Genomic DNA, 26,986 nt, shown 5'->3' on the forward strand with positions numbered 1-26,986 from the left:
CTATCGTTATTTTTCAGATCTAGCATAAAATAATACGAAATCGATTAAGTATTTTTTTAAGACACCTACAAACAAAACTAACAAAGGTAATCCCTATGCAATTAGATAGCCCGCTTCCTGTTGCGGCATCCGTCAATAAAACACGGCCACAGGTGATTTGGATTTGTCTGTTAGCGGCTCTCGCCGGTTTGTTATTCGGCCTGGATATTGGCGTCATCTCCGGCGCACTCCCGCTTATCGCCAAAGAATATCATCTACTTGATAACCAACAAGAATGGATCGTCAGCTCAATGATGGTCGGTGCCGCAGCTGCAACCCTGTGCAGCGGCTTTCTGGCGTATCGATTAGGGCGTAAATATGCCCTGCTCATTGCCGCTGGCTCATTCTGTATCGGTGCCATTATCTGTACCTGTGCCGTCAGCGCGGATATGTTGATCGCCGGTCGCTTAATTCTCGGTGTTGGCCTCGGCGTCGCCTCTTACGCAACGCCGCTTTATCTTTCTGAAATCACGCCAAAAAATATCCGCGGTGCGATGATTTCCGCTTATCAGTTAATGATTGCTCTCGGAATTTTAATCGTCTTTCTGACCAATACCGCCTTCAGCTACAGCGGCAACTGGCGTGGAATGCTGCTGGTTGTGGCTATCCCATCACTGGTTTTCCTGTTTGGCGCTTTGTTCCTGCCTCGTAGCCCACGCTGGCTGATGATGCATGGCAGAGAAGAGGATGCCAGAGCCGTATTGCTGCGCCTGCGCAACAGCCGCGAAGAGGTTGAAAGCGAGCTGCAGGAAATTAAAGAACAGCTTAAAGTTAAACAACACGGCTGGCATTTATTTAAAGAAAATAAACACTTTCGCCGTAGTGTCGGATTAGGGATCGTCCTGCAAGTCATGCAACAGTTCTCCGGCGTCAATGTGATGATGTACTACGCGCCGCGTATCTTCCACGAAATTGGCTTTAGTTCTACAGCAGACCAAATGTGGGGAACGGTAATCGTTGGCCTGGTGATGACGGTGGCGACCTTTATCGCCGTCGGTTTTGTCGACCGTTGGGGACGTAAGCCTATGCTGTATGTTGGTTTTATCACCATGGGCATTGCGATGAGCGTGGTAGGCTCACTACTGGGTGGTGATGCGTTATCGGTGATGGAGAAAGGCGTCACCGTGGCGATGCTGCTACTGTTTATCGTCGGTTTTTCTATGTCAGCAGGCCCGCTAATCTGGTTATTATGCTCCGAAATTCAGCCATTAAAAGGGCGTGAATTTGGAATTACCTGTTCCACATTTACCTGCCATATCGCCGGGATGATTGTCAGTGCAACCTTCCTGTCGCTACTCAATACATTAGGTAGCGCCCACACGTTCTATCTATATGCCTTATTAAACCTTACTGCCATTATCATTATTTATTTCTTTGTTCCTGAAACAAAAAACATTTCACTAGAAAAAATTGAACAGAATCTAATGGCAGGAAAAAAATTACGCAACATTGGCCGATGATAAAATGGAGTATCGGACATGAGTTTTATAGAATTTACTGAAGATAATTTGTATATTTCTTTTTCGCTTAATGAAAAACAGCAAATTTATATTAGCCGGTTTTCAACAACCAGAGATTGCGCGGTGCACGGGGAGTTTCCGCTGGTACAGGTACATGCCAGCGGCTACAACCAAAACGATCACCATGCCCGCAAACATACCGGCAGCGAGCCGGGTTCATCGTTACGCTACCAGTCCCATTGTTTTAGCGAAAATGAGCGGGGAAAGAAGCTTGAAATCAGCCTTAACGGTGATGCGATAGCCGTAAGCTGGCACCTTCAGCATTTTCGCGACACGCGTACGGTGCGAGTCTGGTGCGAGGTACGCAATGATTCCCCTGAGCACCTCGGACTGGAATATGTCAGCTCCTTAACGCTGTTTGCTATCAATAGCCAGCAATGGGAAAAAACAGCACTTCTGCACTTGCCGCATAATAACTGGTACGGCGAGGCACAGTGGAAGAGTCGCTCACTGCCGGACCTCGGACTGGATAAAGTGAACCATTTTTCACTCGATCGTCTCTCGGTTGAGAGTACCGGAACCTGGTCCAGCATTGGCTATTTGCCCTGCGCCGCTTTTGAGGATACCGCAGCTGGCACCACGCTACTATGGCAGATTGAACACAGCGGCTCATGGCAGTGGGAAATTGGCGATTTCCGCGACCATCTCTATTTGCAAGTCAGCGGCCCCACCGAGAATGAAAGTCATTGGTGGAAAAATCTCGCTCCGGGAGAAACCTTTACTTCCGTACCGGTCGCCGTTGCGCTGGTTCAGGGAGTGTTGCAAGAAGCGCTACGGGAAATTACCCGTTATCGACGAAAAATACTACGCCCGTCGGCGGATAACCAGTGGCTCCCGGTGATATTCAATGACTATATGAACTGTCTTTCCGGCGATCCAACCACCGCGAAGCTGCTGCCACTCATTGACGCCGCCGCAAATGCGGGATGTGAGTACTTTTGTATCGACTGCGGCTGGTACTCTGATGGTGAATGGTGGGACGGGGTCGGCGAATGGCTTCCCGCACCAACACGCTTTCCCGGGGGGATCCGTGAACCGCTCGATTATATTACCGCCAAAGGCATGAAATCGGGGTTGTGGCTGGAACTGGAAGTTATGGGGATTGCCTGCCCGCTGGCGCAATCCTTACCTGATGCGTGTTTTTTCCTGCGCCACGGCAAACGGGTTATTGACCATCAGCGCTATCAGCTGGATTTTCGCCATCCTTTAGTGCTGGAGCATGCCGATCGGGTTATTTCCCGTCTGGTCGAGGAATATGGCATCAGCTATATCAAAATGGATTACAACATTAATGCGGGTATCGGGACAGAGTACGCAGCCGACAGCCCCGGCGACGGATTGCTACAGCACAATAGGGCTTATCTTAGCTGGCTGAAAAACATCATGGCTCGCTACCCGCAACTGGTGATTGAAAACTGCGGCAGTGGCGGCTTGCGCATGGACTATGCGCTTTTGCAGCAGCACAGCATTCAATCCGTTACCGATCAGACCGACTATCGCTTAATGGCCTCGATTGCCGCCGCTGCGGCCTCGGCGGTAACGCCTGAACAGGCCGCCATTTGGTCTTATCCCTTACGTGAAGGCGACCGTGAAGAAGTGGTGATGAACATGGTGAATAGCCTGCTGCTGCGGGTTCATCAAAGCGGGCATCTGGCGGAACTGAGCGAAGAGCGTTTCGAACTGGTTCAGGAAGGGATCGCACTGTATAAATCGTTTCGCCAGCAGATCCCTCACCTCGAGCCGTTCTGGCCTCTTGGCATGCCCTCTTTCGCGTCACCGTGGCTGGCATTTGGTCTGCGTAACGAAAATGAAGCCTGGCTGGCGGTCTGGCGTATGGAAAGTGAGCAGAGTTCAATCACGCTACCACTCGGTGGCGTCACGCAGGCAAGTTGCGTTTACCCGCACTTCGCCAAAGTGCTCTGTCAGCCAACGATCAACAAACATGAATTAATGATTTCACTACCGGAGAAACTGACCGCCAGATTGTTTCATCTCACTTTTGCCCACTAAATGAAAACCGCCTCCCGACAGGGAGGCAGTCATTATTTCTGCTGAACAAATTCGCGGTATGCCGCCACTACCTGAAGGAAATCTTCGACGCCGCACAGAGACAAACTCTCTTCGTCGTAGTAGTTCATCCCTTCTTCCATTTCGTCGCCCGTAAACTCCAGTTGATTGGCACGCACCATCACTTCTTCGCCATCCAGCCAGAGCGTGTACTCATGCCCTGCCCGCTGCCAGGAACGCTCACTGCCTTTTACCGCACGCGCTGCCTGTTCCACTTCATCCAGTAAGGCCAGGTTCTCTTTCACTTCTTCATTAAACCAGTGCCCTACCACTTCGTGGCCCATGGACATTCGCACTTTTACCACTCCGGTAATATCGCGCAGAAATTCGTAATCCATAATGTGTTCCTCTGCTCCCGGCAGTGCGCCAATACCGCACTGCACCTTGCTGTAATTATCGCAGCAGCGCGGCAGAAAAAAAGCGTAACGGGTATAAGGAATAGAAATAAAAATGCCCGAAGAGCTGACCTCTCCGGGCATTGATGCGTTTTTGCGCAAAATCCGCTAGCGAATTATACCGCCGTCTGGAAAATCACGCTGTCCGCTTTCTCGGTGTACTGAGAGAGCTGGTCAAAGTTCAGATAACGGTAGGTATCCACGGCGGTTTTATCCACCTGGGCAACATAGGTCTGATACTCTTCCGCCGTTGGCAGCTTACCAATCAGCGCCGCCACGGCCGCCAGTTCCGCAGACGCCAGATAAACGTTCGCGCCGGTACCTAAACGGTTCGGGAAGTTACGCGTTGACGTTGACACCACGGTCGCACCGTCGGCCACACGTGCCTGGTTACCCATACACAGTGAACAGCCCGGGATCTCAATACGCGCCCCGCTCTTACCAAAGACGCTGTAATAGCCCTCTTCGGTCAGCTGTGCGGCATCCATACGGGTTGGCGGTGCCACCCACAGACGGGTCGGCAGCTGGCCTTTATGCGCATCCAGCAGCTTACCTGCGGCACGGAAGTGACCAATGTTGGTCATGCAGGAACCGATGAACACTTCGTCGATCTTCTCACCCTGCACGTCAGACAGCAGACGCGCGTCGTCAGGATCGTTCGGCGCACACAGGATTGGCTCTTTGATATCCGCCAGATCGATGTCGATTACTGCCGCATAATCTGCGTCAGCGTCGGCTTCGAGCAGCTGTGGATCCGCCAGCCATTTTTCCATGCCCTGGATACGACGTTCCAGCGTACGACGGTCACCGTAACCTTCTGCGATCATCCACTTCAGCAGGACGATGTTAGATGTCAGGTACTCAACGATCGGCTCTTTGTTCAGCTTAATGGTACAGCCAGCAGCAGAACGCTCAGCGGACGCATCGGTCAGTTCAAATGCCTGCTCGACTTTCAGATCCGGCAGGCCTTCGATTTCCAGGATGCGGCCGGAGAAGATGTTTTTCTTACCTTTCTTCTCAACGGTCAGCAGGCCCTGCTTGATCGCGTACAGCGGGATCGCATGGACCAGATCGCGCAGGGTGATACCCGGCTGCATTTTGCCTTTGAAGCGCACCAGCACTGACTCCGGCATATCCAGCGGCATCACGCCGGTTGCAGCGGCAAACGCTACCAGACCAGAACCCGCCGGGAAGGAAATACCGATCGGGAAACGGGTATGCGAGTCACCACCGGTACCGACGGTATCCGGCAGCAGCATGCGGTTCAGCCACGAGTGAATAACACCATCGCCCGGACGCAGCGAGACGCCGCCACGGTTCATGATGAAGTCAGGCAGTGTGTGGTGCGTGGTCACGTCAACCGGCTTCGGATAGGCGGCGGTATGACAGAACGACTGCATCACCAGGTCTGCGGAGAAGCCCAGGCACGCCAGGTCTTTCAGTTCATCACGGGTCATTGGACCGGTGGTGTCCTGAGAACCTACAGAGGTCATTTTCGGTTCGCAGTAAGCCCCCGGACGAATACCGGTAACACCGCAGGCACGCCCGACCATTTTCTGTGCCAGCGAGTAGCCGCGGTTGCTTTCCGCCACGTCTTTCGCCTGACGGAATACGTCGCTGTGCGGCAGACCCAGCGCTTCACGCGCTTTGGTGGTCAGGCCGCGACCGATGATCAGCGGAATACGGCCACCGGCGCGTACCTCGTCAATCAGCACATCGGTTTTCAGCTCAAAGGTCGCCAGCAGTTCATTGGTTTCATGGTTACGCACTTCACCTTTGAGTGGGTAAACGTCAATCACGTCGCCCATGTTCAGGTTGTTTACGTCCACTTCAATCGGCAGCGCGCCTGCATCTTCCATGGTGTTGAAGAAGATTGGCGCAATTTTACCACCGAGGCACAGACCACCGCCGCGCTTGTTCGGCACGTTCGGGATGTCATCGCCCATGAACCACAGTACGGAGTTGGTCGCAGATTTACGTGAAGAACCGGTGCCGACAACGTCGCCAACGTAGGCCAGTGGGTAGCCTTTCTTCTGCAGTTCTTCAATCTGTTTGATCGGACCAACGGCACCCGGTTGATCCGGCTCAATGCCTTCGCGGGCGTTTTTCAACATCGCCAGCGCGTGCAGCGGGATATCCGGACGCGACCATGCATCCGGAGCCGGAGACAGGTCGTCGGTATTGGTTTCGCCGGTCACTTTGAACACGGTAACGGTCATTTTCTCAGCGAGTGCTGGACGGTTCAGGAACCATTCGGCATCGGCCCAGGACTGCATTACCTGCTTCGCGTAGGCGTTGCCCGCTTTGGCTTTTTCTTCTACGTCATAGAAGTTATCGAACATCAGCAGCGTATGGGACAGTGCTTTAGCGGCAATCGGCGCCAGTTTCGCATCGTCCAGCGCGTCAATCAGCGGATGAATGTTGTATCCGCCTTGCATGGTGCCCAGCAGTTCAATGGCTTTCTCTGGTGTCACCAGCGGGGACATAGTGTCGCCTTTCGCGACGGCAGCAAGAAAACCCGCTTTAACATAAGCGGCTTCATCTACGCCAGGAGGAACGCGGTTGATCAACAGGTCTAACAGGAATTCTTCTTCGCCCACAGGCGGAGTCTTCAGCAGCTCGACAAGTGCGGCCATTTGGGTTGCGTCTAACGGTTTTGGCACAATCCCTAAGGCGGCACGCTCAGCTACGTGCTTACGGTATTCTTCTAGCACGACGGTATCTCCTCGCTCTCATTGTCATATGCGGTAGGCGATTCTCTTCACGCTCCTGTGAGACAGCAGTTTGTAGGGTAAATGCCCGGTACCGCATAAGGCACAATAACAGGATTTTCACTAAGTGTTAATCCGTTTACAAAAAAGCAACATAAAAAATTGGCTGAATCGTTAAGAATGGTATAGCAAGGAGGCGAGGCAAATTTGTGTCCCCTCCCACTCTCTTAAAGCGATTGATTTAAAACGGCGGCATCAGAATATTTCTACGCGTTTTCAGGCATCAGATATAATTGTGTAATAAATGTTCACACTCTTTTTCCGGACATACCGGGCGGTTACCCAATAAAAGTCAAAACTGTAAAACACGGGTGAATAATACTCGCGGCAACAGAAACGCCTTACGGCACAGCGCTTGTCTCGTTGGAGTCATTTTATGAAGTTGCCCTTTAAGCCACATCTGCTCGTCCTTCTGTGCAGTGCCGGGCTGTTTGCCGCCTCTGGCGTGATGTTCGTCAAAAGCCGCACAACGGAACCCGTTGCACCGGCCCCTGTCGCACAACAACCTTCAGCACCTGCTCCAGCGCCCGTAGCTGCATCTGCCGTGCAATCCGCGCCCGCTGTCGCACCAACATACACTGCCGCACAAATCGATCAGTGGGTTGCGCCAGTCGCGCTGTACCCGGATGCATTGCTGTCGCAAATTTTGATGGCGGCGACCTACCCGGCCAACGTTATCCAGGCCGCGCAGTGGTCTAAAGACAATCCTAAAATGCAGGGTGACGCCGCTATTCAGGCCGTTGCCGGACAGCCCTGGGACCCTAGCGTAAAATCACTGGTCGCGTTTCCTCAGTTGATGTCACTGTTAGGTGAAAATCCGCCGTGGGTACAAAGCCTGGGTGATGCTTTCCTCGCGCAGCCACAGGACGTGATGGACTCCGTTCAACGCCTGCGCGCACTGGCGCAGCAAACCGGGGCATTACAATCAACGCCTCAGCAGACGGTTACCACCGTAACAAAGCCTGCACCGACGAAAACCGACACCAGTCAGTCGACAACCCATACCACGACCACCACCACAACAAGCCCAACGGTTATCAAAATTGAATCCGCCGATCCACAGGTGGTTTACGTTCCGACCTATAACCCGAATACGGTGTACGGCACCTGGCCAAATACCGCCTATCCTCCCACCTATCTGCCGCCATCGCCCGGTGAGCAATTTGGCAGCAGCTTCGTTAACGGTTTAGGCTTCAGTCTGGGGGTAGCGACAACCTATGCCATCTTCAGCAACATCGACTGGGATGACGACGACGACTGGGACCACCACCATAATAATGATGACTGGGATAATCATGGCGGTTATAACCGCAACGGCGATAACAACATCAATATCAACGTTGATAACTTCAATAAAATCAGTGGTCAACGGCTGACTGACGCCAACCGTACCTGGCAGCATAACCCGGCCTATCGTGAGGGTGTGCCCTATGCGAATAACCAGCTCAATAACCGCTTCCACGCCACGAACACGGCAACCGGGCTCAGCGCGACCCAGCAAAACCCGCAAAGAGCGGTCAACCGCGATAGCCAGCGTCAGGCAGCCATGAGTCAGATGGAGAAATCGACGGGTAAAACGCTTTCTCAGACCGCGCGTCCGGGAACGAAAGATGCTCAGCGCCAGGCATCAAATCAACAGTTGAAGCAGATTTCTCAGCGCAACAACTACCGTGGCTACGACACAAAACCACAAACCGCGAAACGGACAAGCACGCAACAACGAGAGACTCGCCAGACGACCGCGCAGAGACAGGAGAAACGGGTTTCGCAACCTGCACAGCAACGCAACGTGCAACAGCGGAATACTCAACAGCGCACCAGTCAGCCGCGCGCCAATGCGCTGAGCGGTAACGATAGTCGCTCAGGCAGCTGGCAAGCACAGCAGCAGCGAGGCGCTCAGAGCAGGGAAATATCCCGCAACCAACCATCGCGCCAGGCATCCGGCGGGCGCGCTGAACACCGTGAACTCCGTCATCGTTAAGGGAACCGACATGAAAATGAAATTACTCAGTGGAATGGTGTTGTTCATGGTTTCGGCCACCGCGATGGCACAGCAATCTTTCAGTACACCAGACCAGGCAACCGACGCACTGGCCAGCGCGATAGGTGAACAAAATGAAAGTGCGATGAACAACCTGCTTGGAGAAGACTGGCGCGATTTTCTGCCGCCAGAAGGTGTCGATCCTGATGCCGTTGATCGCTTCCTGCGTGACTGGAAGGTCCATCATAATACCGTCGTCGAGGGCAATACCGCGCACCTTGTTGTCGGGGACAGCGGCTGGCAGTTGCCAATCCCGGTGATCAAAACCACATCCGGCTGGCAATTTGATATGCAGCAGGCCGCCGAAGAGATCCAGACTCGCGAAATTGGCCGCAACGAACTCGCCGCCATCGAGGCATTACACGCCTATGTGGATGCTCAGCAGAGCTATTTTGCGATGAACCAGAAGTATGCGCAGAAGGTTGTCAGCACGGAAGGGAAAAAGGATGGCCTGTACTGGCCCGTTGCACCAGGCGAAGCGCCAAGCCCTCTGGGACCAGCCTTCAGCCCGCAAGAGCCTGGCACGGGTTATCACGGTTATCGTTTCCGCATCCTTCCCGACAAAACCAGCGGCTTTGCGATGGTGGCCTGGCCCGTCAGCTACGGTCATACGGGCGTCATGAGCTTTATGATTAACGGCGATGACACCGTCTACCAGGCAGATCTTGGTGAAGCATCACAAGAAAAAGCGCAGGCGTTGACCACCTACGCCCCGGATAAAAGCTGGCACCCCGTCGCGCAGTAAAACCGAGTAAACCGTAGACCGGGTCAGCGCGAGTGCTACCCGGCAGGTTATCTGAAATTACAGGTCGTTACAGGCAAAAAAAACGCCTCCGAAGAGGCGTTTCTTACAAAGTCAGAAGATTACTTCTTCTTCGCTTTCGGGTTCGGCAGGTCAGTAATGCTACCTTCAAAGATTTCAGCTGCCAGGCCCACGGACTCGTGCAGAGTCGGGTGTGCGTGGATGGTCAGCGCGATGTCTTCCGCATCACAACCCATTTCGATCGCCAGACCGATTTCGCCCAGCAGCTCGCCGCCGTTGGTACCGACAATCGCACCACCGATAACACGGTGAGATTCTTTGTCGAAAATCAGTTTAGTCATACCGTCTGCACAGTCAGAAGCGATAGCACGGCCAGAAGCAGCCCACGGGAAGGTGGCGGTTTCGTAGCTGATGCCTTTTTCTTTCGCTTCTTTCTCGGTCAGACCGACCCAGGCAACTTCTGGTTCAGTGTAGGCAATGGACGGAATCACTTTCGGATCGAAGTAGTGTTTCTTACCAGCGATAACTTCAGCGGCAACGTGGCCTTCATGAACACCTTTGTGCGCCAGCATCGGCTGACCGACGATGTCGCCGATAGCAAAGATGTGCGGTACGTTGGTACGCAGCTGTTTGTCCACGCGGATAAAGCCACGGTCATCAACTTCAACGCCCGCTTTGCCTGCATCGAGGTTTTTACCGTTCGGTACACGACCAATAGCAACCAGTACGGCATCGTAACGCTGTGCTTCAGCAGGTGCTTTTTTGCCTTCCATGGAAACGTAAATACCGTCTTCTTTCGCTTCAACGGCAGTCACTTTGGTTTCCAGCATCAGGTTGAATTTCTTGCTGATACGTTTGGTGAAGACTTTTACCACGTCTTTATCGGCAGCAGGGATAACCTGGTCGAACATTTCAACCACGTCAATCTCTGAACCCAGCGCATGGTAAACGGTCCCCATTTCCAGACCGATGATACCGCCACCCATAACCAGCAGGCGTTTTGGTACGGTTTTCAGTTCCAGTGCGTCGGTGGAATCCCACACACGCGGGTCTTCGTGCGGAATAAATGGCAGTTCAATCGGACGGGAACCCGCCGCGATGATAGCGTTGTCGAAGTTGATCACGGTTTTACCGTTTTCGCCTTCAACTTCCAGGGTGTTAGCCCCAGTAAATTTACCCAGACCGTTTACCACTTTCACTTTACGGCCTTTAGCCATACCAGCCAGACCGCCGGTCAGTTGGGTGATAACTTTTTCTTTCCAGGTACGAATCTTGTCGATATCGGTTTTCGGCTCACCGAAGACGATACCGTGATCGGCCAGTGCTTTCGCTTCTTCGATAACTTTTGCTACGTGCAACAGCGCTTTAGAAGGGATACAGCCGACGTTCAGACAAACACCACCAAGGGTGCTGTAACGTTCTACGATGACGGTCTCCAGACCTAAATCTGCGCAACGGAAGGCAGCAGAGTAACCTGCCGGGCCTGCCCCAAGTACCACGACTTGAGTTTTGATTTCAGTGCTCATCATGACCTCTTAATTTATACCCGTCGTCCACCGGGTCGTTCTATCCGCCGGTATTTTACAAAATTGTTAACAATTTTGAAACAACAAACGGCAACCGATTTGTCTTTCGCACAATAACCTCACTGACTTCATGAGATTACCAGAAAAAAGCCGGCCGTCGGGCCGGCTTTTTCGCTTACATCACCAGACGGCGAATGTCAGACAGCGTGTTGTTGATGATGGTAATGAAACGAGCACCATCAGCACCGTCAATCACGCGGTGGTCAAAGGAGAGAGAAATCGGCATCATCAGACGCGGAGTAAACTCTTTACCATTCCACACCGGTTCAATAGCCGACTTGGACACGCCAAGGATAGCCACTTCAGGCGCGTTCACAATCGGTGCGAAGTGGGTAGTCCCCAGGCCGCCGATGCTGGAGATAGTGAAGCAACCGCCCTGCATTTCGCCAGCCGTCAGCTTACCATCACGCGCTTTCTTAGAGATCACCGTCAGTTCACGAGACAGCTCGGTAATGCTCTTCTTGTTCACATCTTTAAAGACCGGAACAACCAGACCATTTGGCGTATCGACCGCAACACCGATGTTGATGTATTTCTTCAGCGTCAGCTTCTGACCATCTTCGGACAGGGAGCTGTTGAAGCGTGGCATCTGCTCGAGAGCCGCTGCGACCGCTTTCATGATGAAGACTACTGGGGTGAATTTCACATCCAGTTTACGCTTCTCAGCTTCGGCGTTCTGCTGTTTACGGAACGCTTCCAGATCGGTGATATCGGTTTTATCGAAGTGGGTAACGTGCGGGATCATCACCCAGTTACGGCTCAGGTTAGCGCCAGAGATTTTCTGGATGCGACCCAGTTCCACTTCTTCGATTTCACCAAACTTACTGAAGTCCACTTTCGGCCAAGGCAGCATGCCCGGGATACCGCCGCCAGCCGCAGCTGCCGGTGCAGATTCAGCGCGTTTAACCGCGTCTTTCACGTAAGCCTGAACGTCTTCGCGCAGGATACGACCTTTACGGCCAGACCCTTTCACTTTCGCCAGATTCACACCGAATTCGCGCGCCAGGCGACGAATCAGCGGCGTTGCATGGACGTAAGCGTCGTTTTCTGCGAAGTCAGATTTGCCTTCAGCTTTTGCGGCCTGAGCCGGAGCTGCGGCAGGTGCAGGTGCTGCGGCCTGAGCCGGAGCAGCCGCTTGCGCAGGGGCAGCAGCCGGTGCCGCGCCTTCAACTTCGAAGACCATAATCAGAGAACCGGTTTTCACTTTATCGCCGGTGCTGATTTTGATTTCTTTCACGGTACCCGCGAACGGTGCCGGCACTTCCATCGACGCTTTGTCACCTTCAACGGTGATCAGTGACTGCTCAGCGGCAATTTTATCGCCCACTTTGACCATCACTTCAGTGACTTCAACTTCGTCACCACCGATGTCCGGTACGTTAACTTCTTTAGAGCCAGACGCTGCCGGAGCCGCTGCGGCTGCCGGTGCAGCAGCCTGAGCTGGTGCCGCGGCTGGCGCGCTACCAGCGACTTCGAAGACCATAATCAGGGAGCCAGTAGACACTTTGTCGCCGGTGTTGATTTTGATCTCTTTCACGGTACCCGCGAACGGTGCCGGGACTTCCATAGAGGCTTTGTCGCCTTCTACGGTGATCAGAGACTGCTCAGCCGCAACGGTGTCGCCGACTTTGACCATAATCTCGGTGACTTCAACTTCGTCGCCGCCGATGTCCGGTACGTGTACGTCTTTCGCTGCTGCCGCAGCAGGTGCAGCTGCCGGAGCGGCTGCTTGCTTCTCTTCTGCCGGAGCAGGTGCAGCAGCTGCTGCACCGTCGGCGGAATCGAAAATCATGATCAGTTTGCCGGTCTCAGTTTTGTCGCCAACAGAGACTTTGATCTCTTTAACGATACCCGCCTGAGGGGACGGAACTTCCATAGAGGCTTTATCGCCTTCTACGGTGATCAGCGACTGTTCAGCTTCAACTTTGTCGCCTACTTTGACCAGGATCTCGGTGATTTCAACTTCATCAGCCCCGATGTCCGGTACATTGATTTCGATAGCCATGTTTCTTTTACCTCTTACGCCAGACGCGGGTTAACTTTATCTGCATCGATATTGAATTTGGTGATAGCGTCAGCAACCACTTTCTTATCGATTTCGCCACGTTTAGCCAGTTCGCCCAGTGCCGCTACAACCACATAGGAAGCATCAACTTCGAAGTGGTGACGCAGGTTTTCACGGCTGTCAGAGCGACCGAAGCCGTCAGTACCCAGTACGCGATAATCATCAGCCGGTACATAAGTACGAACCTGTTCGGCAAACAGTTTCATATAGTCAGTAGATGCTACAGCCGGTGCGTCGTTCATCACCTGAGCGATGTACGGAACGCGCGGAGTTTCCAGCGGATGCAGCATGTTCCAGCGCTCACAATCCTGGCCATCACGCGCCAGTTCAGTGAAGGACGTGACGCTATACACGTCAGAACCTACGCCGTAGTCGTTGGCCAGGATCTGCGCTGCTTCACGGACGTGACGCAGGATAGAACCAGAGCCCAACAGCTGAACTTTACCTTTCTTACCTTCGAGGGTTTCGAGTTTGTAGATACCTTTACGGATACCTTCCTCAGCACCTTCCGGCATTGCCGGCATGTGGTAGTTTTCGTTCAGCGTGGTGATGTAGTAGTAAACGTTCTCTTGTTTCTCACCGTACATACGCTCCAGACCATCGTGCATGATGACCGCAACTTCGTACGCGTAAGACGGATCGTAAGAGATACAGTTCGGAATAGTCAGAGACTGAATATGGCTGTGACCATCTTCGTGCTGCAGACCTTCACCGTTCAGCGTCGTACGACCAGAAGTCCCGCCGATCAGGAAGCCGCGCGCCTGCTGGTCACCCGCCTGCCAGCACAGGTCACCGATACGCTGGAACCCGAACATGGAGTAGTAGATGTAGAACGGGATCATCGGCAGATCGTTGGTGCTGTAAGAGGTCGCAGCCGCCAGCCAGGATGCACCAGCACCCAGTTCGTTGATACCTTCCTGCAGGATCTGACCTTTTTCGTCTTCTTTATAGTAAGCAACCTGCTCACGGTCCTGCGGGGTGTACTGCTGGCCGTTCGGGCTGTAGATACCAATCTGACGGAACAGACCTTCCATACCGAAAGTACGTGCTTCATCGGCGATGATCGGCACCAGACGATCTTTGATCGACTTGTTCTTCAGCATCACGTTCAGGGCACGAACGAAAGCGATAGTAGTGGAGATTTCTTTGTTCTGCTCTTCCAGCAGCGCACCGAAGTCTTCCAGCGCCGGCAGCTCCAGCTTCTCAGTGAAGTTAGGCTGACGAGCCGGCAGGTAGCCGTGCAGTTTCTGACGCTGAGCGTGCAGATAGGTATGCTCTTCAGAACCTTCCGGGAAGGTAATGTAAGACAGGTTTTCAACCTGCTCATCGGTAACTGGAACGTTGAAACGGTCGCGGATGTAACGCACGCCGTCCATGTTCATTTTCTTAACCTGGTGAGCGATGTTTTTACCTTCGGCGGTGTCACCCATGCCGTAACCTTTGATGGTATGGGCGAGGATTACAGTTGCTTTGCCTTTGGTTTCCTGCGCTTTTTTCAGTGCCGCGTAAACTTTCTTCGGATCGTGACCGCCACGGTTCAGCGCCCAAATCTGCTCGTCAGTCCAGTCAGCAACCAGTGCTGCGGTTTCCGGGTATTTACCGAAGAAGTGCTCACGAACATACGCGCCGTCTTTGGATTTGAAGGTCTGGTAGTCGCCGTCAACGGTTTCGTTCATCAGCTGGATCAGTTTACCGCTTGTGTCTTTACGCAGCAGCTCATCCCAACGACCGCCCCACATGACTTTGATAACGTTCCAGCCAGCACCTGCGAAGATGCCTTCCAGTTCGTTAACAATCTTGCCGTTACCGGTGACCGGGCCGTCAAGACGCTGCAGGTTACAGTTGATAACAAAGACCAGGTTGTCCAGTTTTTCACGGGTCGCGATGGTGATAGCGCCTTTAGATTCTGGCTCATCCATCTCGCCATCGCCCAGGAAGGCATAAACGGTCTGCTTAGAGGTATCTTTCAGGCCACGGTGTTCCAGATACTTCAGGAATTTAGCCTGGTAGATAGCACCGATTGGACCCAGACCCATGGATACGGTCGGGAACTGCCAGAATTCCGGCATCAGTTTCGGGTGCGGATAGGAAGACAGGCCTTTGCCATGAACTTCCTGACGGAAGTTGTTCATCTGCTCTTCAGTCAGACGACCTTCCAGGAATGCACGTGCATAGATGCCCGGAGAGATGTGGCCCTGGAAGTAAATCAGGTCGCCGCCATCCTGCTCGTTGCGTGCACGGAAGAAATGGTTGAAGCACACATCATATACCGTTGCGGAGGACTGGAAGGATGCCATGTGGCCACCCAGCTCGAGGTCCTTTTTAGACGCACGCAGTACGGTCATGATGGCGTTCCAGCGGATAGCAGAACGAATACGACGTTCCAGCTCCAGATTGCCCGGGTATTCCGGCTCATCTTCAACGGCAATAGTGTTTACATAATTGCTGGCCCCAGTACCTGCCGCTACTTTCACGCCGCCTTTGCGGGCTTCTGAAAGCAGTTGGTCGATCAGATACTGAGCACGCTCAACACCTTCTTCACGGATGACCGATTCGATCGCCTGTAGCCAGTCGCGAGTTTCGATCGGATCCACGTCATTTGGGAAACGTTCTGACATGGGGGTATTCCTTATCTATCTAATACGTTGAGTTATCTGGAACCTGTCCCATTACGTTCTCGCCAGAGAGCGTAATAAGACAGGTTCTGCGTTTAGTTGCCGCGCACTTTAAATGGCGCTTGATTTACAACATCTTCTGGTTAACTTGCTGCCAGAAAAATCACTAATTCTTTCGTTGCTCCAGGCGGCGTAAGGCGCGTTCACGACGGCTTTCCTCACGGCTTCTGTCCAGGAGAATTTCTTCGATAAACGCCAGGTGACGGTGGGACGCTTCGCGTGCCTCTTCCGGCTTCCCGGCGATAATCGCTTCAAAAATACGCGTACGGTGACTGCTTACCAACGGCAGCATATCCCGACGCGAATACAGCAATTCAAAGTTTTGACGAACGTTCTGGGCCAGCATCGGCTCCATACAACGGAGCAAATGGAGCAGTACCACATTGTGCGCCGCTTCGGTGACAGCAATTTGATACTGGAGAACGGCATCAGATTCGCCGTCAAGATCGCCGGACTGTTGGGCAAGCTCGATCGCATGGTGGAGTTCACGGATACGCGTTTTATCTTCATCCGTGCTGCGTAGTGCGGCGTAATAAGCAGCAATACCTTCCAGCGCATGGCGCGTCTCAAGCAGGTCAAACTGGGATTCAGGATGGTCGGAGAGCAACTCTACCAGTGGGTCGCTAAAGCTCTGCCACAGGCTGCTCTGAACAAAAGTGCCACCGCCCTGACGACGAAGCAGCAAACCCTTCGCTTCGAGACGTTGGATCGCCTCGCGAAAGGAGGGACGGGAGACGTCGAACTGTTTTGCCAGTTCACGTTCCGGTGGGAGTTTTTCTCCGGGGCGAAGTGTCCCCTCAAGAATTAAAAACTCCAGCTGCTGCTCAATCACATCGGAGAGTTTTGGTTGGCGGATTTTGCTGTAGGCCATGATTTCCTGTCTTAAGCCATTTGCCCGGAGTCAATTGGTCTTACCAATTTCATGTTCTTGACGCTAAAGTAACAAAGTATTCACCTTCTGTCCATACAGGTTTTGATTGAAATCAGTAAAGGAGGCATATTTTAACAACATTACAGAAATAACGTTTCAAACATGTAACTATGCACAAATGTTAAATTTACCCACCACGAGGTAGTTTTAACGTAATTGAAACGAAAAATTATCCCATCTGAACCGATTCACCTGCTTAAATATCGATTTAAAAAGCAAAATTAACGAATAAAAATTCAAAATGGAAATTTTGTGGTAGATAAACTCGCGCTTACAAATGGTTTCTTTTTATTCAACTCGTCATCCTCCCTTCATAAAGCAGGTGCATTCGCGCTCGCATAACATTATTCTGATCAAGACAAAAGTATTTAGGCAACATTTTACTAAGCATCACCGTAAACAAATTAATACAACAAACGGAATTGCAAACTTACACACGCGTCACTGCGTGGTTCAAAATATAAGTACTCGAAAGATGAAGAGTAAAACCACACACGAGGTTTCATGATGGAAAGTCAACAGCATGGCGATCAGCTAAAGCGCGGTCTTAAAAACCGCCATATACAGCTTATCGCGCTGGGCGGCGCGATAGGCACCGGGTTATTCCTCGGTAGCGCGTCCGTTATCCAGTCTGCAGGGCCAGGGATTATCCTGGGTTACGCTATCGCCGGTTTTATCGCCTTTTTAATTATGCGCCAGCTAGGTGAAATGGTGGTTGAAGAGCCGGTAGCCGGTTCCTTCAGCCACTTTGCCTATAAGTACTGGGGCGGTTTCGCTGGATTCTCCTCCGGCTGGAACTACTGGGTGCTGTACGTTCTGGTTGCCATGGCTGAGCTGACTGCCGTCGGAAAATACATCCAGTTCTGGTACCCGGAGATCCCTACCTGGGCCTCTGCCGCCGTCTTTTTCGTGGCCATCAACGCTATCAACCTGACCAACGTAAAAGTATTCGGTGAGATGGAGTTCTGGTTTGCCATTATTAAGGTTATTGCGGTCGTGGCGATGATCCTGTTCGGTGGCTGGCTGCTATTTAGCGGCAACGGTGGCCCGCAGGCCAGCGTCAGCAACCTGTGGGATCAAGGTGGCTTCCTGCCACATGGCTTCACCGGTCTGGTGATGATGATGGCCATTATCATGTTCTCCTTCGGCGGGCTAGAGCTGGTCGGAATCACTGCGGCAGAAGCGGATAACCCGGAGCAAAGCATTCCGAAAGCGACCAACCAGGTTATTTACCGTATCCTGATTTTCTATGTAGGTTCACTGGCCGTCCTGCTCTCCCTGATGCCGTGGACGCGCGTAACGGCAGATACCAGCCCATTTGTCCTTATCTTCCACGAACTGGGCGACACGTTTGTGGCTAACGCACTGAACGTCGTGGTGCTGACCGCCGCCCTGTCTGTCTATAACAGCTGTGTGTATTGCAACAGTCGTATGCTGTTCGGTCTGGCTCAACAGGGCAACGCGCCAAAAGCGCTGATGAACGTGGATAAACGTGGCGTTCCGGTGAATACCATCCTCGTCTCCGCGCTGGTCACCGCCCTGTGCGTCCTGATCAACTACCTGGCACCGGAATCTGCCTTTGGCTTACTGATGGCACTGGTGGTCTCTGCGCTGGTGATCAACTGGGCGATGATCAGCCTTGCACACATCAAGTTCCGCAAAGCGAAACAACAGCAGGGCGTCGCCAGTCGTTTTCCGGCGCTATTCTATCCGCTGGGTAACTGGGTTTGCCTGATTTTCATGGCAGCAGTGCTGGTGATTATGCTGATGACGCCGGGCATGGCAATCTCCGTTTACCTGATCCCGGTGTGGATTGCTATTCTTGGCGTCGGTTATCTGTGTAAGCAGAAAACAGCCAGAGCGGTTAAAGCACATTAATTTCCCCCCCTGCCTGCAAAGGCAGGGGGTGTTACCTGCCTCACACTTTCCCACAGACGACTATTTCATCCATATCAGCGGCGCTATCCTGCAACGCAAAAACACGTTCACCAGACAATAATTCTCTCCATATCTTATTTATGGAGCGCAGTTGATGGAAACCAGTAAACTGTCGGTGAAAGAAAAAATCGGCTATGGTATGGGCGATGCCGGATGCAACATCATATTTGGCGCTATCATGCTGTTTGTTAACTATTTTTATACTGACATATTTGGCCTCGCCCCTGCATTGGTCGGCGTTTTATTACTCTCAGTTCGCGTTATTGATGCCGTAACTGACCCTATAATGGGCGCAATGGCCGATCGCACACGCAGTAAATATGGTCGGTTTCGTCCATGGCTTTTATGGATGGCTTTCCCCTACGCATTATTCAGCGTACTGATGTTTACCACCCCAGAGTGGACGTACAACAGCAAAGTTATCTATGCGTTTGTCACTTACTTCCTGCTGTCCATCACCTACACGGCGATCAATATTCCCTACTGCTCACTCGGCAGCGTCATCACCAACGACCCGAAAGAGCGTGTCGCCTGCCAATCTTATCGCTTTGTGCTGGTGGGCATTGCCACTCTGCTACTTTCTCTCACTCTGCTGCCGATGGCTGACTGGTTCGGTGGAGAAGACAAAGCGAAGGGCTATCAGATGGCGATGGCCGTGCTGGCCTTTATTGGCATGTGCATGTTCCTGTTTTGCTTTGCGACAGTACGCGAGCGCGTGCGTCCTGCCGTCCAGACCAACGACGATTTAAAAGCCGATCTGAAAGATGTCTGGAAGAACGATCAGTGGGTAAAAATCCTGTTGTTAACCCTGTGCAACGTCTGCCCGGGCTTTATTCGCATGGCTGCCACCATGTACTACGTCACCTGGGTTATGCAACAAAGCACGCACTTTGCCACCTTGTTTATTAGCCTCGGCGTTGTCGGCATGATGATCGGCAGTATCCTGGCGAAGGTGTTAACCGACCGCTGGTGCAAGCTGAAAGTGTTCTTCTGGACCAATATCGTACTGGCGATTTTCTCTGGCGCGTTTTACTTCTTCGATCCAAAAGCTACCGTGATGATTATGGTGCTCTACTTCCTGCTCAACATCCTGCATCAGATCCCTTCTCCGCTGCACTGGTCGTTGATGGCCGATGTCGATGACTACGGCGAGTGGAAGACCGGAAAACGCATCACCGGTATCAGCTTCTCCGGCAACCTGTTCTTCCTGAAACTGGGTCTGGCGATTGCCGGGGCGATGGTCGGATTCCTGCTCTCCTGGTACGGTTACGACGCAGGTGCTAAAGCACAAAGCGAGTCCGCCATTAACGGTATCATGCTGCTGTTCACCCTTATTCCGGGCGTGGGCTATCTGATTACTGCTGGCGTAGTTCGTCTGCTGAAAGTTGACCGCGAGTTTATGCAGCAAATCCAGTCAGACCTGGAAAAGCGTCGCGCCAACTACCGTGAATTGAATGAGTATCACGACATTAAATCTCCTGAAAATGCAAGGAAAGCCTGATGAATCAGTGGCCTAACCCCTTTATCGAACAGCGTGCCGATCCGTTTATTCTCCGTGACGGCAGCCACTATTATTTCATTGCTTCTGTACCGGAATACGATCGTCTGGAGATCCGGCGGGCTGACTCCCTGGAAGGACTACGCACCGCCGCTGCGGTGGTTGTCTGGCGCAAACCAGACAGCGGCCCGATGAGCGAACTGATCTGGGCACCGGAGATCCATCATATTGCTGGCAAGTGGTACATCTATTTTGCCGCTACGCACACTCAGGCACTCGACAAGCTGGGAATGTTCCAGCACCGCATGTTCGCCCTCGAGTGTGCTGATGCCGACCCGCTAACCGGCACCTGGACAGAGAAAGGCCAGATTAAAACGCAGTTTGATACCTTCGCCCTGGACGCCACCACTTTTAACCACCAGGGAAAGCAGTGGTATCTGTGGGCGCAAAAATCCCCCGATATTGCCGGGAATTCCAATATTTATCTCGCGGAGCTGGAAAATCCGTGGACGATTAAAGGCGAGCCGGTAATGCTCAGTCATCCAGAGTACGACTGGGAGTGCCGTGGCTTTTGGGTCAACGAAGGCCCTGCCGTGATGGTGCACGGCGACAAACTGTTCATCAGCTATTCCGCCAGCGCCACCGACGAAAACTACTGCATGGGGTTACTGTGGATTGATCTCAGTGCCGATCCACTGAACCCGGATAACTGGCACAAATCTCCGCGTCCTGTCTTTACCACCAGCTACGAGAATCGTCAGTTCGGACCGGGACATAATAGCTTTACGCAAACGCCGGAAGGGGAAGATGTGCTGGTGTACCATGCGAGGAACTACACCGAGATTGAGGGCGACCCGCTATACGATCCCAACCGCCATACACGTTTGAAACTCGTACGCTGGGACGAAAACGGCATGCCGGATTTTGGCATCCCGCCTGCTGATACATTCTAAAACCATTGCCCGGTGGCGCTGCGCTTACCGGGCCTATATATGGTGTAGGCCGGATAAGCGTTAGCGCCATCCGGCATAACGCTATACTAATGTCCCATAAATGGTCAGTAACGCAATAATCACCACCACCACAAACGATGTCTTTTTCGCCAGCGCCACGGCGGCTTTTGGCGTTTCGACTTTATCGGTGTGCGGTTCGCGCGCCAGCGAGAACTGCGCCAGACGTGTTAACACCTGATACTGCGAAGTATGCAAATCCGCCAGAGAAGCAAACCACGCAGGCAGCGCCTTCTCACCATGCCCCAACAGCGCATAAACCACACCCGCCAACCGCACGGGGATCCAGTCCAGCACATGCAGGATCGCATCAATTCCTGACTGTAAACGCTGATGCGGGGTCTGATAGCGTGCCAGCCAGGACTGCCATGCACGTAAAAAGGCATAACCGACCAGCGTCACCGGACCCCACGCGCCGCCGACAATCAGCCAGAACAGCGGTGCCAGATAAAAGCGAAAGTTATTCCACAACAGCGCATTTTGCAGCTCGCGCAAATACTCCCGCTCATTGCACTCCGGCGGGACGCCATGGATAAGCGTTAACTCACTGGCCATCGCCTCACGTGCATGGGCATCATTGCGCAACGCCGCATTCAGGTACGCATGATAATGCAGACGCACCTTACCCGCACCGATGCACAGCACGCCAATTAAGATCCACACCACCAGCAGCGGAACGTTAAACAGCAGTCCGTACAGCGCACGCAGCAGCAGGAATGTCACCCCCATCGCTATCATTGTCATGCCAAGGGTTCGGGCCATAGAAAAATGCTTAATCCGGCGAAAAAAGGCTTCCGTTCGGTGATCGAGCTGCCAGTGTTCACCCAGCTTAAACAAGCGCTCAACGATCAGCACCAGTAATGTTGTAAACAGCGTCATGTCATCTCCTTGTGTGACGAGGGGGTGACCAGAGCGCGAAACCTTTCCCAGTCAAAAGACGCGCCAGGATCGGTCTTACGCTCGGGCGCAATATTGCAATGCCCAGTTATGTTATTGGCAATCGCCGGATAACGCTGAATCAGGACATGCGTTACAGCCGCCAACTGCTGGTACTGCGCATCGGTATAGGCCAGCGTATCCGTCCCTTCCAGCTCAATACCGATCGAAAAATCATTACAACGCTCACGTCCCTGATAGTTCGACACGCCCGCATGCCAGGCACGTTTATCAAAAGGGACATACTGGACGATTTCACCATCGCGGCGAATCAGACAATGGGCCGAAACGCGCAAATGGGCGATTTCAGCAAAAAAAGGATGGGCGTTAGGATCAATTGTTCCCGTGAATAACGCGTCGATCCACGGACCACCAAATTCACCCGGCGGCAGGCTAATATTATGCACTACCAGCAAAGAAGGGTTTTCGTCATCCGGGCGGCAATCATAATGAGGAGAAGGAACGCGTCGCGCCTCCGCCAGCCAACCCTTATCTAACAACATGCAGAATCTCCTTATTGGTGGTGCTCATATCGGGTTCAGGGTAGCATGTTTCTCTCTTATGATTCGTTAGCTATTTGGAGTTTTATCATGCCGCCTCGCCGCTATAACCCTGACTCCCGACGTGACGCGCTGTTGGAACGCATCAACCTGGATATCCCTGCCGCTGTCGCTCAGGCGCTGCGTGAAGATTTAGGCGGCGACGTTGATGCCAGGAACGATATCACTGCACAACTTTTGCCAGAGGATATGCGCTCCCACGCCACCGTGATTACCCGCGAAGAGGGCGTTTTTTGTGGAAAACGTTGGGTGGAAGAGGTCTTTATTCAACTTGCTGGCGATGATGTAAAAATCAGCTGGCACGTTGAAGATGGCGACAGCATTAAAGCGAATCAGCCATTGTTTGAACTGGACGGCCCCTCCCGCGTATTGCTGACCGGCGAACGCACTGCCCTTAACTTTGTGCAGACGTTGTCCGGCGTCGCCAGTGAAGTACGCCGCTACGTCGACCTGCTGACAGGGACAAAGACGCAGCTACTGGATACGCGTAAAACCCTGCCAGGGCTACGTACCGCGCTAAAATATGCCGTGCTGTGCGGCGGTGGCGCGAATCACCGTCTGGGACTTTCTGACGCTTTCCTGATTAAAGAAAATCACATTATTGCCTCTGGCTCGGTGCGTCAGGCCGTAGAGAAAGCCTTCTGGCTGCATCCGGACGTTCCTGTTGAAGTGGAAGTGGAAAGTCTGGATGAACTGGACGACGCGCTGAAAGCCGGGGCGGACATCATCATGCTCGACAATTTCGAGACCGACCAAATGCGCGAAGCGGTAAAACGGACCAACGGCCAGGCGCGTCTGGAGGTTTCAGGAAACGTCACCTATGAAACGCTGCGTGAATTTGCCGAAACCGGCGTGGATTTCATCTCCGTCGGTGCTCTGACCAAGCATGTGCGCGCGCTCGATCTCTCCATGCGTTTTCGTTAATTGCTCATGGTAATGCCCGATGGCGCTTCGCTTATCGGGCCTACAACCCCAGCCGGATAAAGCATTTACGCTGCCATCCGGCAGTTTCTTCGCATTCCCTCGCAAATACGTTGTCTGCTTGTGTAATTTCGTAAAAAACCTCTGAACCTGCCTTCCCATTCTATTTTTTGCCCCTCGCCTAAGTACCTTCCGGTTTGCCACAGTAGCGTCAGCTAACTCAAGGAGCGAACTATGGACAAGCAACGAGGCTTCACGCTTATCGAACTGATGGTGGTCATTGGCATCATTGCCATTCTCAGCGCCATCGGTATTCCGGCTTATCAGAACTATCTACGTAAGGCGGCACTGACCGACATGCTGCAAACCTTTGTCCCCTATCGCACTGCTGTCGAGCTCTGCGCGCTGGAGCATGGTGGTACGGATACCTGTGATGCCGGGGCCAATGGTATTCCCTCTCCTGCCACCACGCGCTATGTCTCCGGCATGAGTGTCGAAAAAGGCGTCGTCAGCCTCACCGGGCAGGAAAGCCTCAACGGTCTGAGCGTCACCCTGACGCCCAACTGGGACAATGCCAACGGTATTACCGGCTGGAGCCGTAATTGCAACATCCAAAATGACGGTGCTTTGCAGCAGGCCTGTGAAGACGTTTTCCGTTTTGATGCCAACTAAGGAACAACGATGAATACCACGCAACTGACGGCACTATGCCAACGCTATCAAGGAATATTACTGGATGCAGACAATGACGTGGTTCACATCGCCGTCGTGGATGCGCCTTCCCACGAACTGCTGGATGCACTGCATTTTGCCACGACCAGACGCATCGACATCGTGTGCTGGACGCGCCAGCAAATGGAAGGTCACGCGCACAAACCGCGGCAAATGCTGCCAGCGGTCATCCCTGAAAGCAGCGCGACGGCAGCAGAATTACTTACACAGACGCTACAATCCGCGCTGGTAAAACGGGCATCTGATATTCACATTGAGCCCGCAAAACATCACTATCGGATACGGCTACGCGTAGATGGCGTGCTACACACGTTACCGGAGGTGTTGACGGAGAGGGGTATTGCGCTCACCGCAAGGTTAAAAGTGCTGGCCAGTCTGGACATTGCCGAGCACCGACTACCGCAGGATGGGCAATTTACCGTTGAGATTTCAGGTGCCCCCATCTCATTTCGCATTGCGACACTCCCCTGTCGCTACGGAGAAAAAGTGGTGTTACGCCTGCTGCATCAGGTTGAGCAGGCGTTGGAAATTAACGCGCTGGGTATGCAGGACGCGCAGATGGTCGCCTTTGCGCAAGCCTTACAGCAGCCTCAAGGGTTGATTCTGGTCACCGGTCCGACCGGAAGTGGCAAAACAGTCACGCTTTACAGCGCGCTACAAACCCGAAATACCCCGGAGGTGAATCTGTGTAGTGTAGAAGATCCGGTTGAGATCCCGATTGACGGGGTAAACCAGACGCAAATTCACCCACGCGCAGGCCTGACGTTTCAGGGTGTATTACGTGCACTGCTGCGCCAGGATCCCGACATTATTATGGTGGGTGAAATCCGCGACGGTGAAACAGCAGAGATCGCCCTTAAAGCCGCGCAAACCGGTCATCTGGTTCTTTCAACGCTGCATACTAACTCCACCAGTGAAACACTGGTACGCCTGCAGCAAATGGGCGTCGCCCGATGGATGATCGCCTCCGCGCTGACGCTGGTTATCGCCCAGCGATTAGTCAGAAAACTGTGCCCCCATTGTCGGCAGCGCCTTGATGTCCCGGTCACGCTGCCAGCATCGCTCTGGCCCACACCGCTTCCGCGCTGGCAGCCTCCAGGCTGCGAACACTGCTATCAGGGATTTTATGGCCGCACGGCGCTGTTTGAAGTTCTGCCCATCACACCCACAGTACGCCAGCTCATCGCTAACGGTACCACTGCTGACATAGTGGAATCCGGCGCCCATCAGGCGGGAATGAACTCACTTTTCGAGAACGGATGTCAGGCGGTTGAAAGAGGGTTAACGACGTTTGAAGAGCTCATCCGTGTACTGGGCATGCCCCATGCCCGTTAAGCAACTCTGGCGATGGCAAGGCATAAACGCTCAGGGTCAGCCAGCAGAAGGTGCGCTATGGTCGGACGATCGCCCCTCGCTGGTCTATGCGCTGCAACAACTGCACATTACGCCAATTCGTATTAAGAGTATGCGTGTTAAAACCTCGCACTGGCGTAGAGAACAAAGCACGGAAGTCATACACCAGTTAGCCACATTACTGAAAGCAGGGTTGACGCTTTGCGACGGATTAACACTGCTTGCCGACCAGCATCCCAGCAATCAGTGGCAGGCACTACTGCGCTCGCTGGCTTACGACATGGAACAAGGTATGTCACTGTCCGCCTCGCTGTCGCGTTGGCAACACGTTTTTCCGCCACTTTACCAGGCGATGATTCGCACCGGAGAGCTTACCGGCAAACTGGACGTCTGCTGTTTTGAACTGGCCCGCCAGCAGACACAACAGCAGCAACTGACCGATAAAGTTAAAAAAGCACTGCGTTACCCAGTCATCATTCTCACCATGGCGGTAATGGTCGTCATCGCGATGCTGCACTTTGTACTACCTGAATTTGCCGCCATCTATCGTACGTTCAACACCCCGCTACCGGCGTTAACGCAGGGGATTATGACCCTTGCCCATTACAGCAGTCGATGGGGATGGATGATCGGATTACTCGGTCTGGTGCTGGGGGTGACATATAGCCTGATACAGCAAAAACCGTCCTGGCTTATTCTGCGTCAGCGTTTTTTGCTGCGCTGTCCGGTTATGGGACCGCTGGTCAGGGGCCAAAAACTCACGCAGATCTTCACCGTTCTGGCGTTGACGCAAAACGCGGGAATTCCCTTTCTACAAGGTCTGGAGAGCGTAGCGGAAACACTCGCCTGCCCTTTCTGGTCACAACGATTAGCGCAGGTACACCGAGACATCAGTGCCGGAAAACCGGTCTGGCAAGGGCTGAAAAATGCAGGAGAATTTAGTCCACTGTGTTTACAGCTGGTGAGAACCGGTGAAGCTTCCGGCTCGCTGGATGCGATGTTGCATAATTTGGCCCGGCATCATAGCGAAAACACAATGTCTCAGGCCGAGAATCTGGCTGCGCTGCTTGAGCCTGCATTGCTTGTGATTACGGGATTAATTATCGGCACGCTGGTAGTGGCGATGTATTTACCGATTTTTCATCTGGGAGATGCGATGAGCGGAATGGGGTAAATTCAGATGCC

The 26,986-nt window shown here is 53.0% G+C and carries 19 protein-coding genes; 11 read left to right on the top strand and 8 right to left on the bottom strand.

All coding sequences use genetic code 11. The annotated features are described in order from the left end of the window. Nucleotides 1-95: 95 nt before the first annotated feature. Together FDX22_RS17415 and FDX22_RS17420 are read left to right on the top strand one after the other, a co-directional pair. Nucleotides 96-1,499 (top strand): sugar porter family MFS transporter, encoded by a 1,404-nt coding sequence (locus FDX22_RS17415; RefSeq protein WP_115259438.1) that lies wholly within the window; start codon nt 96-98, stop codon nt 1,497-1,499. Nucleotides 1,500-1,517: 18 nt separating this feature from the next. After that, nucleotides 1,518-3,569, top strand: coding sequence for a glycoside hydrolase family 36 protein (locus FDX22_RS17420; protein ID WP_186805345.1), 2,052 nt, complete (start codon nt 1,518-1,520; stop codon nt 3,567-3,569). Nucleotides 3,570-3,601: 32 nt separating this feature from the next. Here the strand turns inward: FDX22_RS17420 and yacL are convergent, their stop codons facing one another. Continuing rightward, entirely contained in the window at nt 3,602-3,964 is a 363-nt protein-coding gene (yacL, locus tag FDX22_RS17425; protein ID WP_096758276.1) for a protein YacL, read from the bottom strand. Nucleotides 3,965-4,137: 173 nt separating this feature from the next. Next, the gene (acnB, locus tag FDX22_RS17430) at nt 4,138-6,735 is read right to left on the bottom strand and encodes a bifunctional aconitate hydratase 2/2-methylisocitrate dehydratase (RefSeq protein ID WP_096758277.1); all 2,598 of its coding nucleotides are present in this window, start codon (nt 6,733-6,735) and stop codon (nt 4,138-4,140) included. A 433-nt stretch (nt 6,736-7,168) separates the two neighbouring features. Here acnB and FDX22_RS17435 point away from each other — a divergent pair, with 433 nt between their 5' ends. Both FDX22_RS17435 and FDX22_RS17440 read left to right on the top strand, forming a co-directional pair. Further along, entirely contained in the window at nt 7,169-8,773 is a 1,605-nt protein-coding gene (locus FDX22_RS17435) for a DUF3300 domain-containing protein (RefSeq protein ID WP_146717537.1), read from the top strand. A 10-nt stretch (nt 8,774-8,783) separates the two neighbouring features. Further along, nucleotides 8,784-9,578 (top strand): DUF2950 family protein, encoded by a 795-nt coding sequence (locus FDX22_RS17440; RefSeq protein ID WP_096758279.1) that lies wholly within the window; start codon nt 8,784-8,786, stop codon nt 9,576-9,578. Nucleotides 9,579-9,697: 119 nt separating this feature from the next. On the opposite strand, the gene lpdA is transcribed toward FDX22_RS17440, so the two are convergent. The 4 genes from lpdA to pdhR all read right to left on the bottom strand — a co-directional run bounded on the left by lpdA (nt 9,698) and on the right by pdhR (nt 16,793). Further along, nucleotides 9,698-11,122, bottom strand: a complete 1,425-nt coding sequence (lpdA, locus tag FDX22_RS17445) for a dihydrolipoyl dehydrogenase (protein WP_096758280.1) — start codon at nt 11,120-11,122, stop codon at nt 9,698-9,700. Between the two features lie 175 nt (nt 11,123-11,297). Then, entirely contained in the window at nt 11,298-13,187 is a 1,890-nt protein-coding gene (gene aceF / locus FDX22_RS17450; protein WP_137361999.1) for a pyruvate dehydrogenase complex dihydrolipoyllysine-residue acetyltransferase, read from the bottom strand. A gap of 14 nt (nt 13,188-13,201) precedes the next feature. Further along, nucleotides 13,202-15,865, bottom strand: a complete 2,664-nt coding sequence (gene aceE / locus FDX22_RS17455; protein ID WP_096758282.1) for a pyruvate dehydrogenase (acetyl-transferring), homodimeric type — start codon at nt 15,863-15,865, stop codon at nt 13,202-13,204. Nucleotides 15,866-16,028: 163 nt separating this feature from the next. Beyond that, nucleotides 16,029-16,793: a pyruvate dehydrogenase complex transcriptional repressor PdhR gene (gene pdhR / locus FDX22_RS17460; protein ID WP_146717538.1), complete on the bottom strand. Its 765-nt coding sequence runs from the start codon at nt 16,791-16,793 to the stop codon at nt 16,029-16,031. A gap of 564 nt (nt 16,794-17,357) precedes the next feature. Between pdhR and aroP the strand changes: the two genes are divergently transcribed. The 3 genes from aroP (at nt 17,358) to FDX22_RS17480 (ending at nt 21,242) form a co-directional block, all read left to right on the top strand. Continuing rightward, nucleotides 17,358-18,731, top strand: coding sequence for an aromatic amino acid transporter AroP (gene aroP, locus FDX22_RS17470; RefSeq protein WP_115259442.1), 1,374 nt, complete (start codon nt 17,358-17,360; stop codon nt 18,729-18,731). 154 nt (nt 18,732-18,885) lie between these two features. Next, a complete protein-coding gene (locus FDX22_RS17475; RefSeq protein ID WP_115259443.1) occupies nt 18,886-20,292 on the top strand; it encodes a glycoside-pentoside-hexuronide (GPH):cation symporter in 1,407 nt (468 codons plus the stop codon). After that, nucleotides 20,292-21,242 (top strand): family 43 glycosylhydrolase, encoded by a 951-nt coding sequence (locus tag FDX22_RS17480; RefSeq protein ID WP_115259444.1) that lies wholly within the window; start codon nt 20,292-20,294, stop codon nt 21,240-21,242. The genes FDX22_RS17475 and FDX22_RS17480 overlap by 1 nt, the downstream gene beginning before the upstream one ends. An 81-nt stretch (nt 21,243-21,323) precedes the next feature. Here FDX22_RS17480 and ampE read toward each other — a convergent pair whose 3' ends face one another. Continuing rightward, entirely contained in the window at nt 21,324-22,178 is an 855-nt protein-coding gene (gene ampE / locus FDX22_RS17485) for a beta-lactamase regulator AmpE (protein ID WP_096758287.1), read from the bottom strand. Further along, nucleotides 22,175-22,738 (bottom strand): 1,6-anhydro-N-acetylmuramyl-L-alanine amidase AmpD, encoded by a 564-nt coding sequence (gene ampD / locus FDX22_RS17490; protein WP_096758288.1) that lies wholly within the window; start codon nt 22,736-22,738, stop codon nt 22,175-22,177. The genes ampE and ampD overlap by 4 nt, the downstream gene beginning before the upstream one ends. Nucleotides 22,739-22,825: 87 nt before the next feature. On the opposite strand from ampD, the gene nadC reads away from it, so the two are divergent. The 4 genes from nadC to hofC all read left to right on the top strand — a co-directional run bounded on the left by nadC (nt 22,826) and on the right by hofC (nt 26,975). Continuing rightward, nucleotides 22,826-23,719, top strand: a complete 894-nt coding sequence (gene nadC / locus FDX22_RS17495; protein WP_115259996.1) for a carboxylating nicotinate-nucleotide diphosphorylase — start codon at nt 22,826-22,828, stop codon at nt 23,717-23,719. 231 nt (nt 23,720-23,950) lie between these two features. Continuing rightward, nucleotides 23,951-24,388 carry a prepilin peptidase-dependent pilin gene (ppdD, locus tag FDX22_RS17500; protein WP_115259446.1) on the top strand — a complete coding sequence of 146 codons (438 nt, stop codon included), beginning with the start codon at nt 23,951-23,953 and terminating at the stop codon, nt 24,386-24,388. 9 nt (nt 24,389-24,397) lie between these two features. Next, a complete protein-coding gene (gspE, locus tag FDX22_RS17505; protein WP_146717539.1) occupies nt 24,398-25,783 on the top strand; it encodes a type II secretion system protein GspE in 1,386 nt (461 codons plus the stop codon). Then, nucleotides 25,773-26,975 (top strand): protein transport protein HofC, encoded by a 1,203-nt coding sequence (gene hofC / locus FDX22_RS17510; protein WP_146717540.1) that lies wholly within the window; start codon nt 25,773-25,775, stop codon nt 26,973-26,975. The genes gspE and hofC overlap by 11 nt, the downstream gene beginning before the upstream one ends. Nucleotides 26,976-26,986 lie beyond the last annotated feature (11 nt).

It is taken from the genome of Citrobacter sp. TBCS-14 (assembly GCF_005280805.1).
In the GTDB taxonomy this organism is placed as follows: domain Bacteria; phylum Pseudomonadota; class Gammaproteobacteria; order Enterobacterales; family Enterobacteriaceae; genus Citrobacter; species Citrobacter gillenii.

What these genes read in the sequence shown, in the direction of transcription:
- ppdD (WP_115259446.1), top strand. Translation starts at nt 23,951, where the DNA reads ATGGACAAGCAACGAGGCTTCACGCTTATCGAACTGATGGTGGTCATT.
- aceE (WP_096758282.1), bottom strand. Translation starts at nt 15,865, where the DNA reads ATGTCAGAACGTTTCCCAAATGACGTGGATCCGATCGAAACTCGCGAC.
- ampD (WP_096758288.1), bottom strand. Translation starts at nt 22,738, where the DNA reads ATGTTGTTAGATAAGGGTTGGCTGGCGGAGGCGCGACGCGTTCCTTCT.
- FDX22_RS17420 (WP_186805345.1), top strand. Translation starts at nt 1,518, where the DNA reads ATGAGTTTTATAGAATTTACTGAAGATAATTTGTATATTTCTTTTTCG.
- aroP (WP_115259442.1), top strand. Translation starts at nt 17,358, where the DNA reads ATGATGGAAAGTCAACAGCATGGCGATCAGCTAAAGCGCGGTCTTAAA.
- ampE (WP_096758287.1), bottom strand. Translation starts at nt 22,178, where the DNA reads ATGACGCTGTTTACAACATTACTGGTGCTGATCGTTGAGCGCTTGTTT.
- hofC (WP_146717540.1), top strand. Translation starts at nt 25,773, where the DNA reads ATGCCCGTTAAGCAACTCTGGCGATGGCAAGGCATAAACGCTCAGGGT.
- FDX22_RS17415 (WP_115259438.1), top strand. Translation starts at nt 96, where the DNA reads ATGCAATTAGATAGCCCGCTTCCTGTTGCGGCATCCGTCAATAAAACA.
- gspE (WP_146717539.1), top strand. Translation starts at nt 24,398, where the DNA reads ATGAATACCACGCAACTGACGGCACTATGCCAACGCTATCAAGGAATA.
- FDX22_RS17440 (WP_096758279.1), top strand. Translation starts at nt 8,784, where the DNA reads ATGAAAATGAAATTACTCAGTGGAATGGTGTTGTTCATGGTTTCGGCC.
- nadC (WP_115259996.1), top strand. Translation starts at nt 22,826, where the DNA reads ATGCCGCCTCGCCGCTATAACCCTGACTCCCGACGTGACGCGCTGTTG.
- FDX22_RS17435 (WP_146717537.1), top strand. Translation starts at nt 7,169, where the DNA reads ATGAAGTTGCCCTTTAAGCCACATCTGCTCGTCCTTCTGTGCAGTGCC.
- yacL (WP_096758276.1), bottom strand. Translation starts at nt 3,964, where the DNA reads ATGGATTACGAATTTCTGCGCGATATTACCGGAGTGGTAAAAGTGCGA.
- lpdA (WP_096758280.1), bottom strand. Translation starts at nt 11,122, where the DNA reads ATGAGCACTGAAATCAAAACTCAAGTCGTGGTACTTGGGGCAGGCCCG.
- pdhR (WP_146717538.1), bottom strand. Translation starts at nt 16,793, where the DNA reads ATGGCCTACAGCAAAATCCGCCAACCAAAACTCTCCGATGTGATTGAG.
- FDX22_RS17475 (WP_115259443.1), top strand. Translation starts at nt 18,886, where the DNA reads ATGGAAACCAGTAAACTGTCGGTGAAAGAAAAAATCGGCTATGGTATG.
- aceF (WP_137361999.1), bottom strand. Translation starts at nt 13,187, where the DNA reads ATGGCTATCGAAATCAATGTACCGGACATCGGGGCTGATGAAGTTGAA.
- FDX22_RS17480 (WP_115259444.1), top strand. Translation starts at nt 20,292, where the DNA reads ATGAATCAGTGGCCTAACCCCTTTATCGAACAGCGTGCCGATCCGTTT.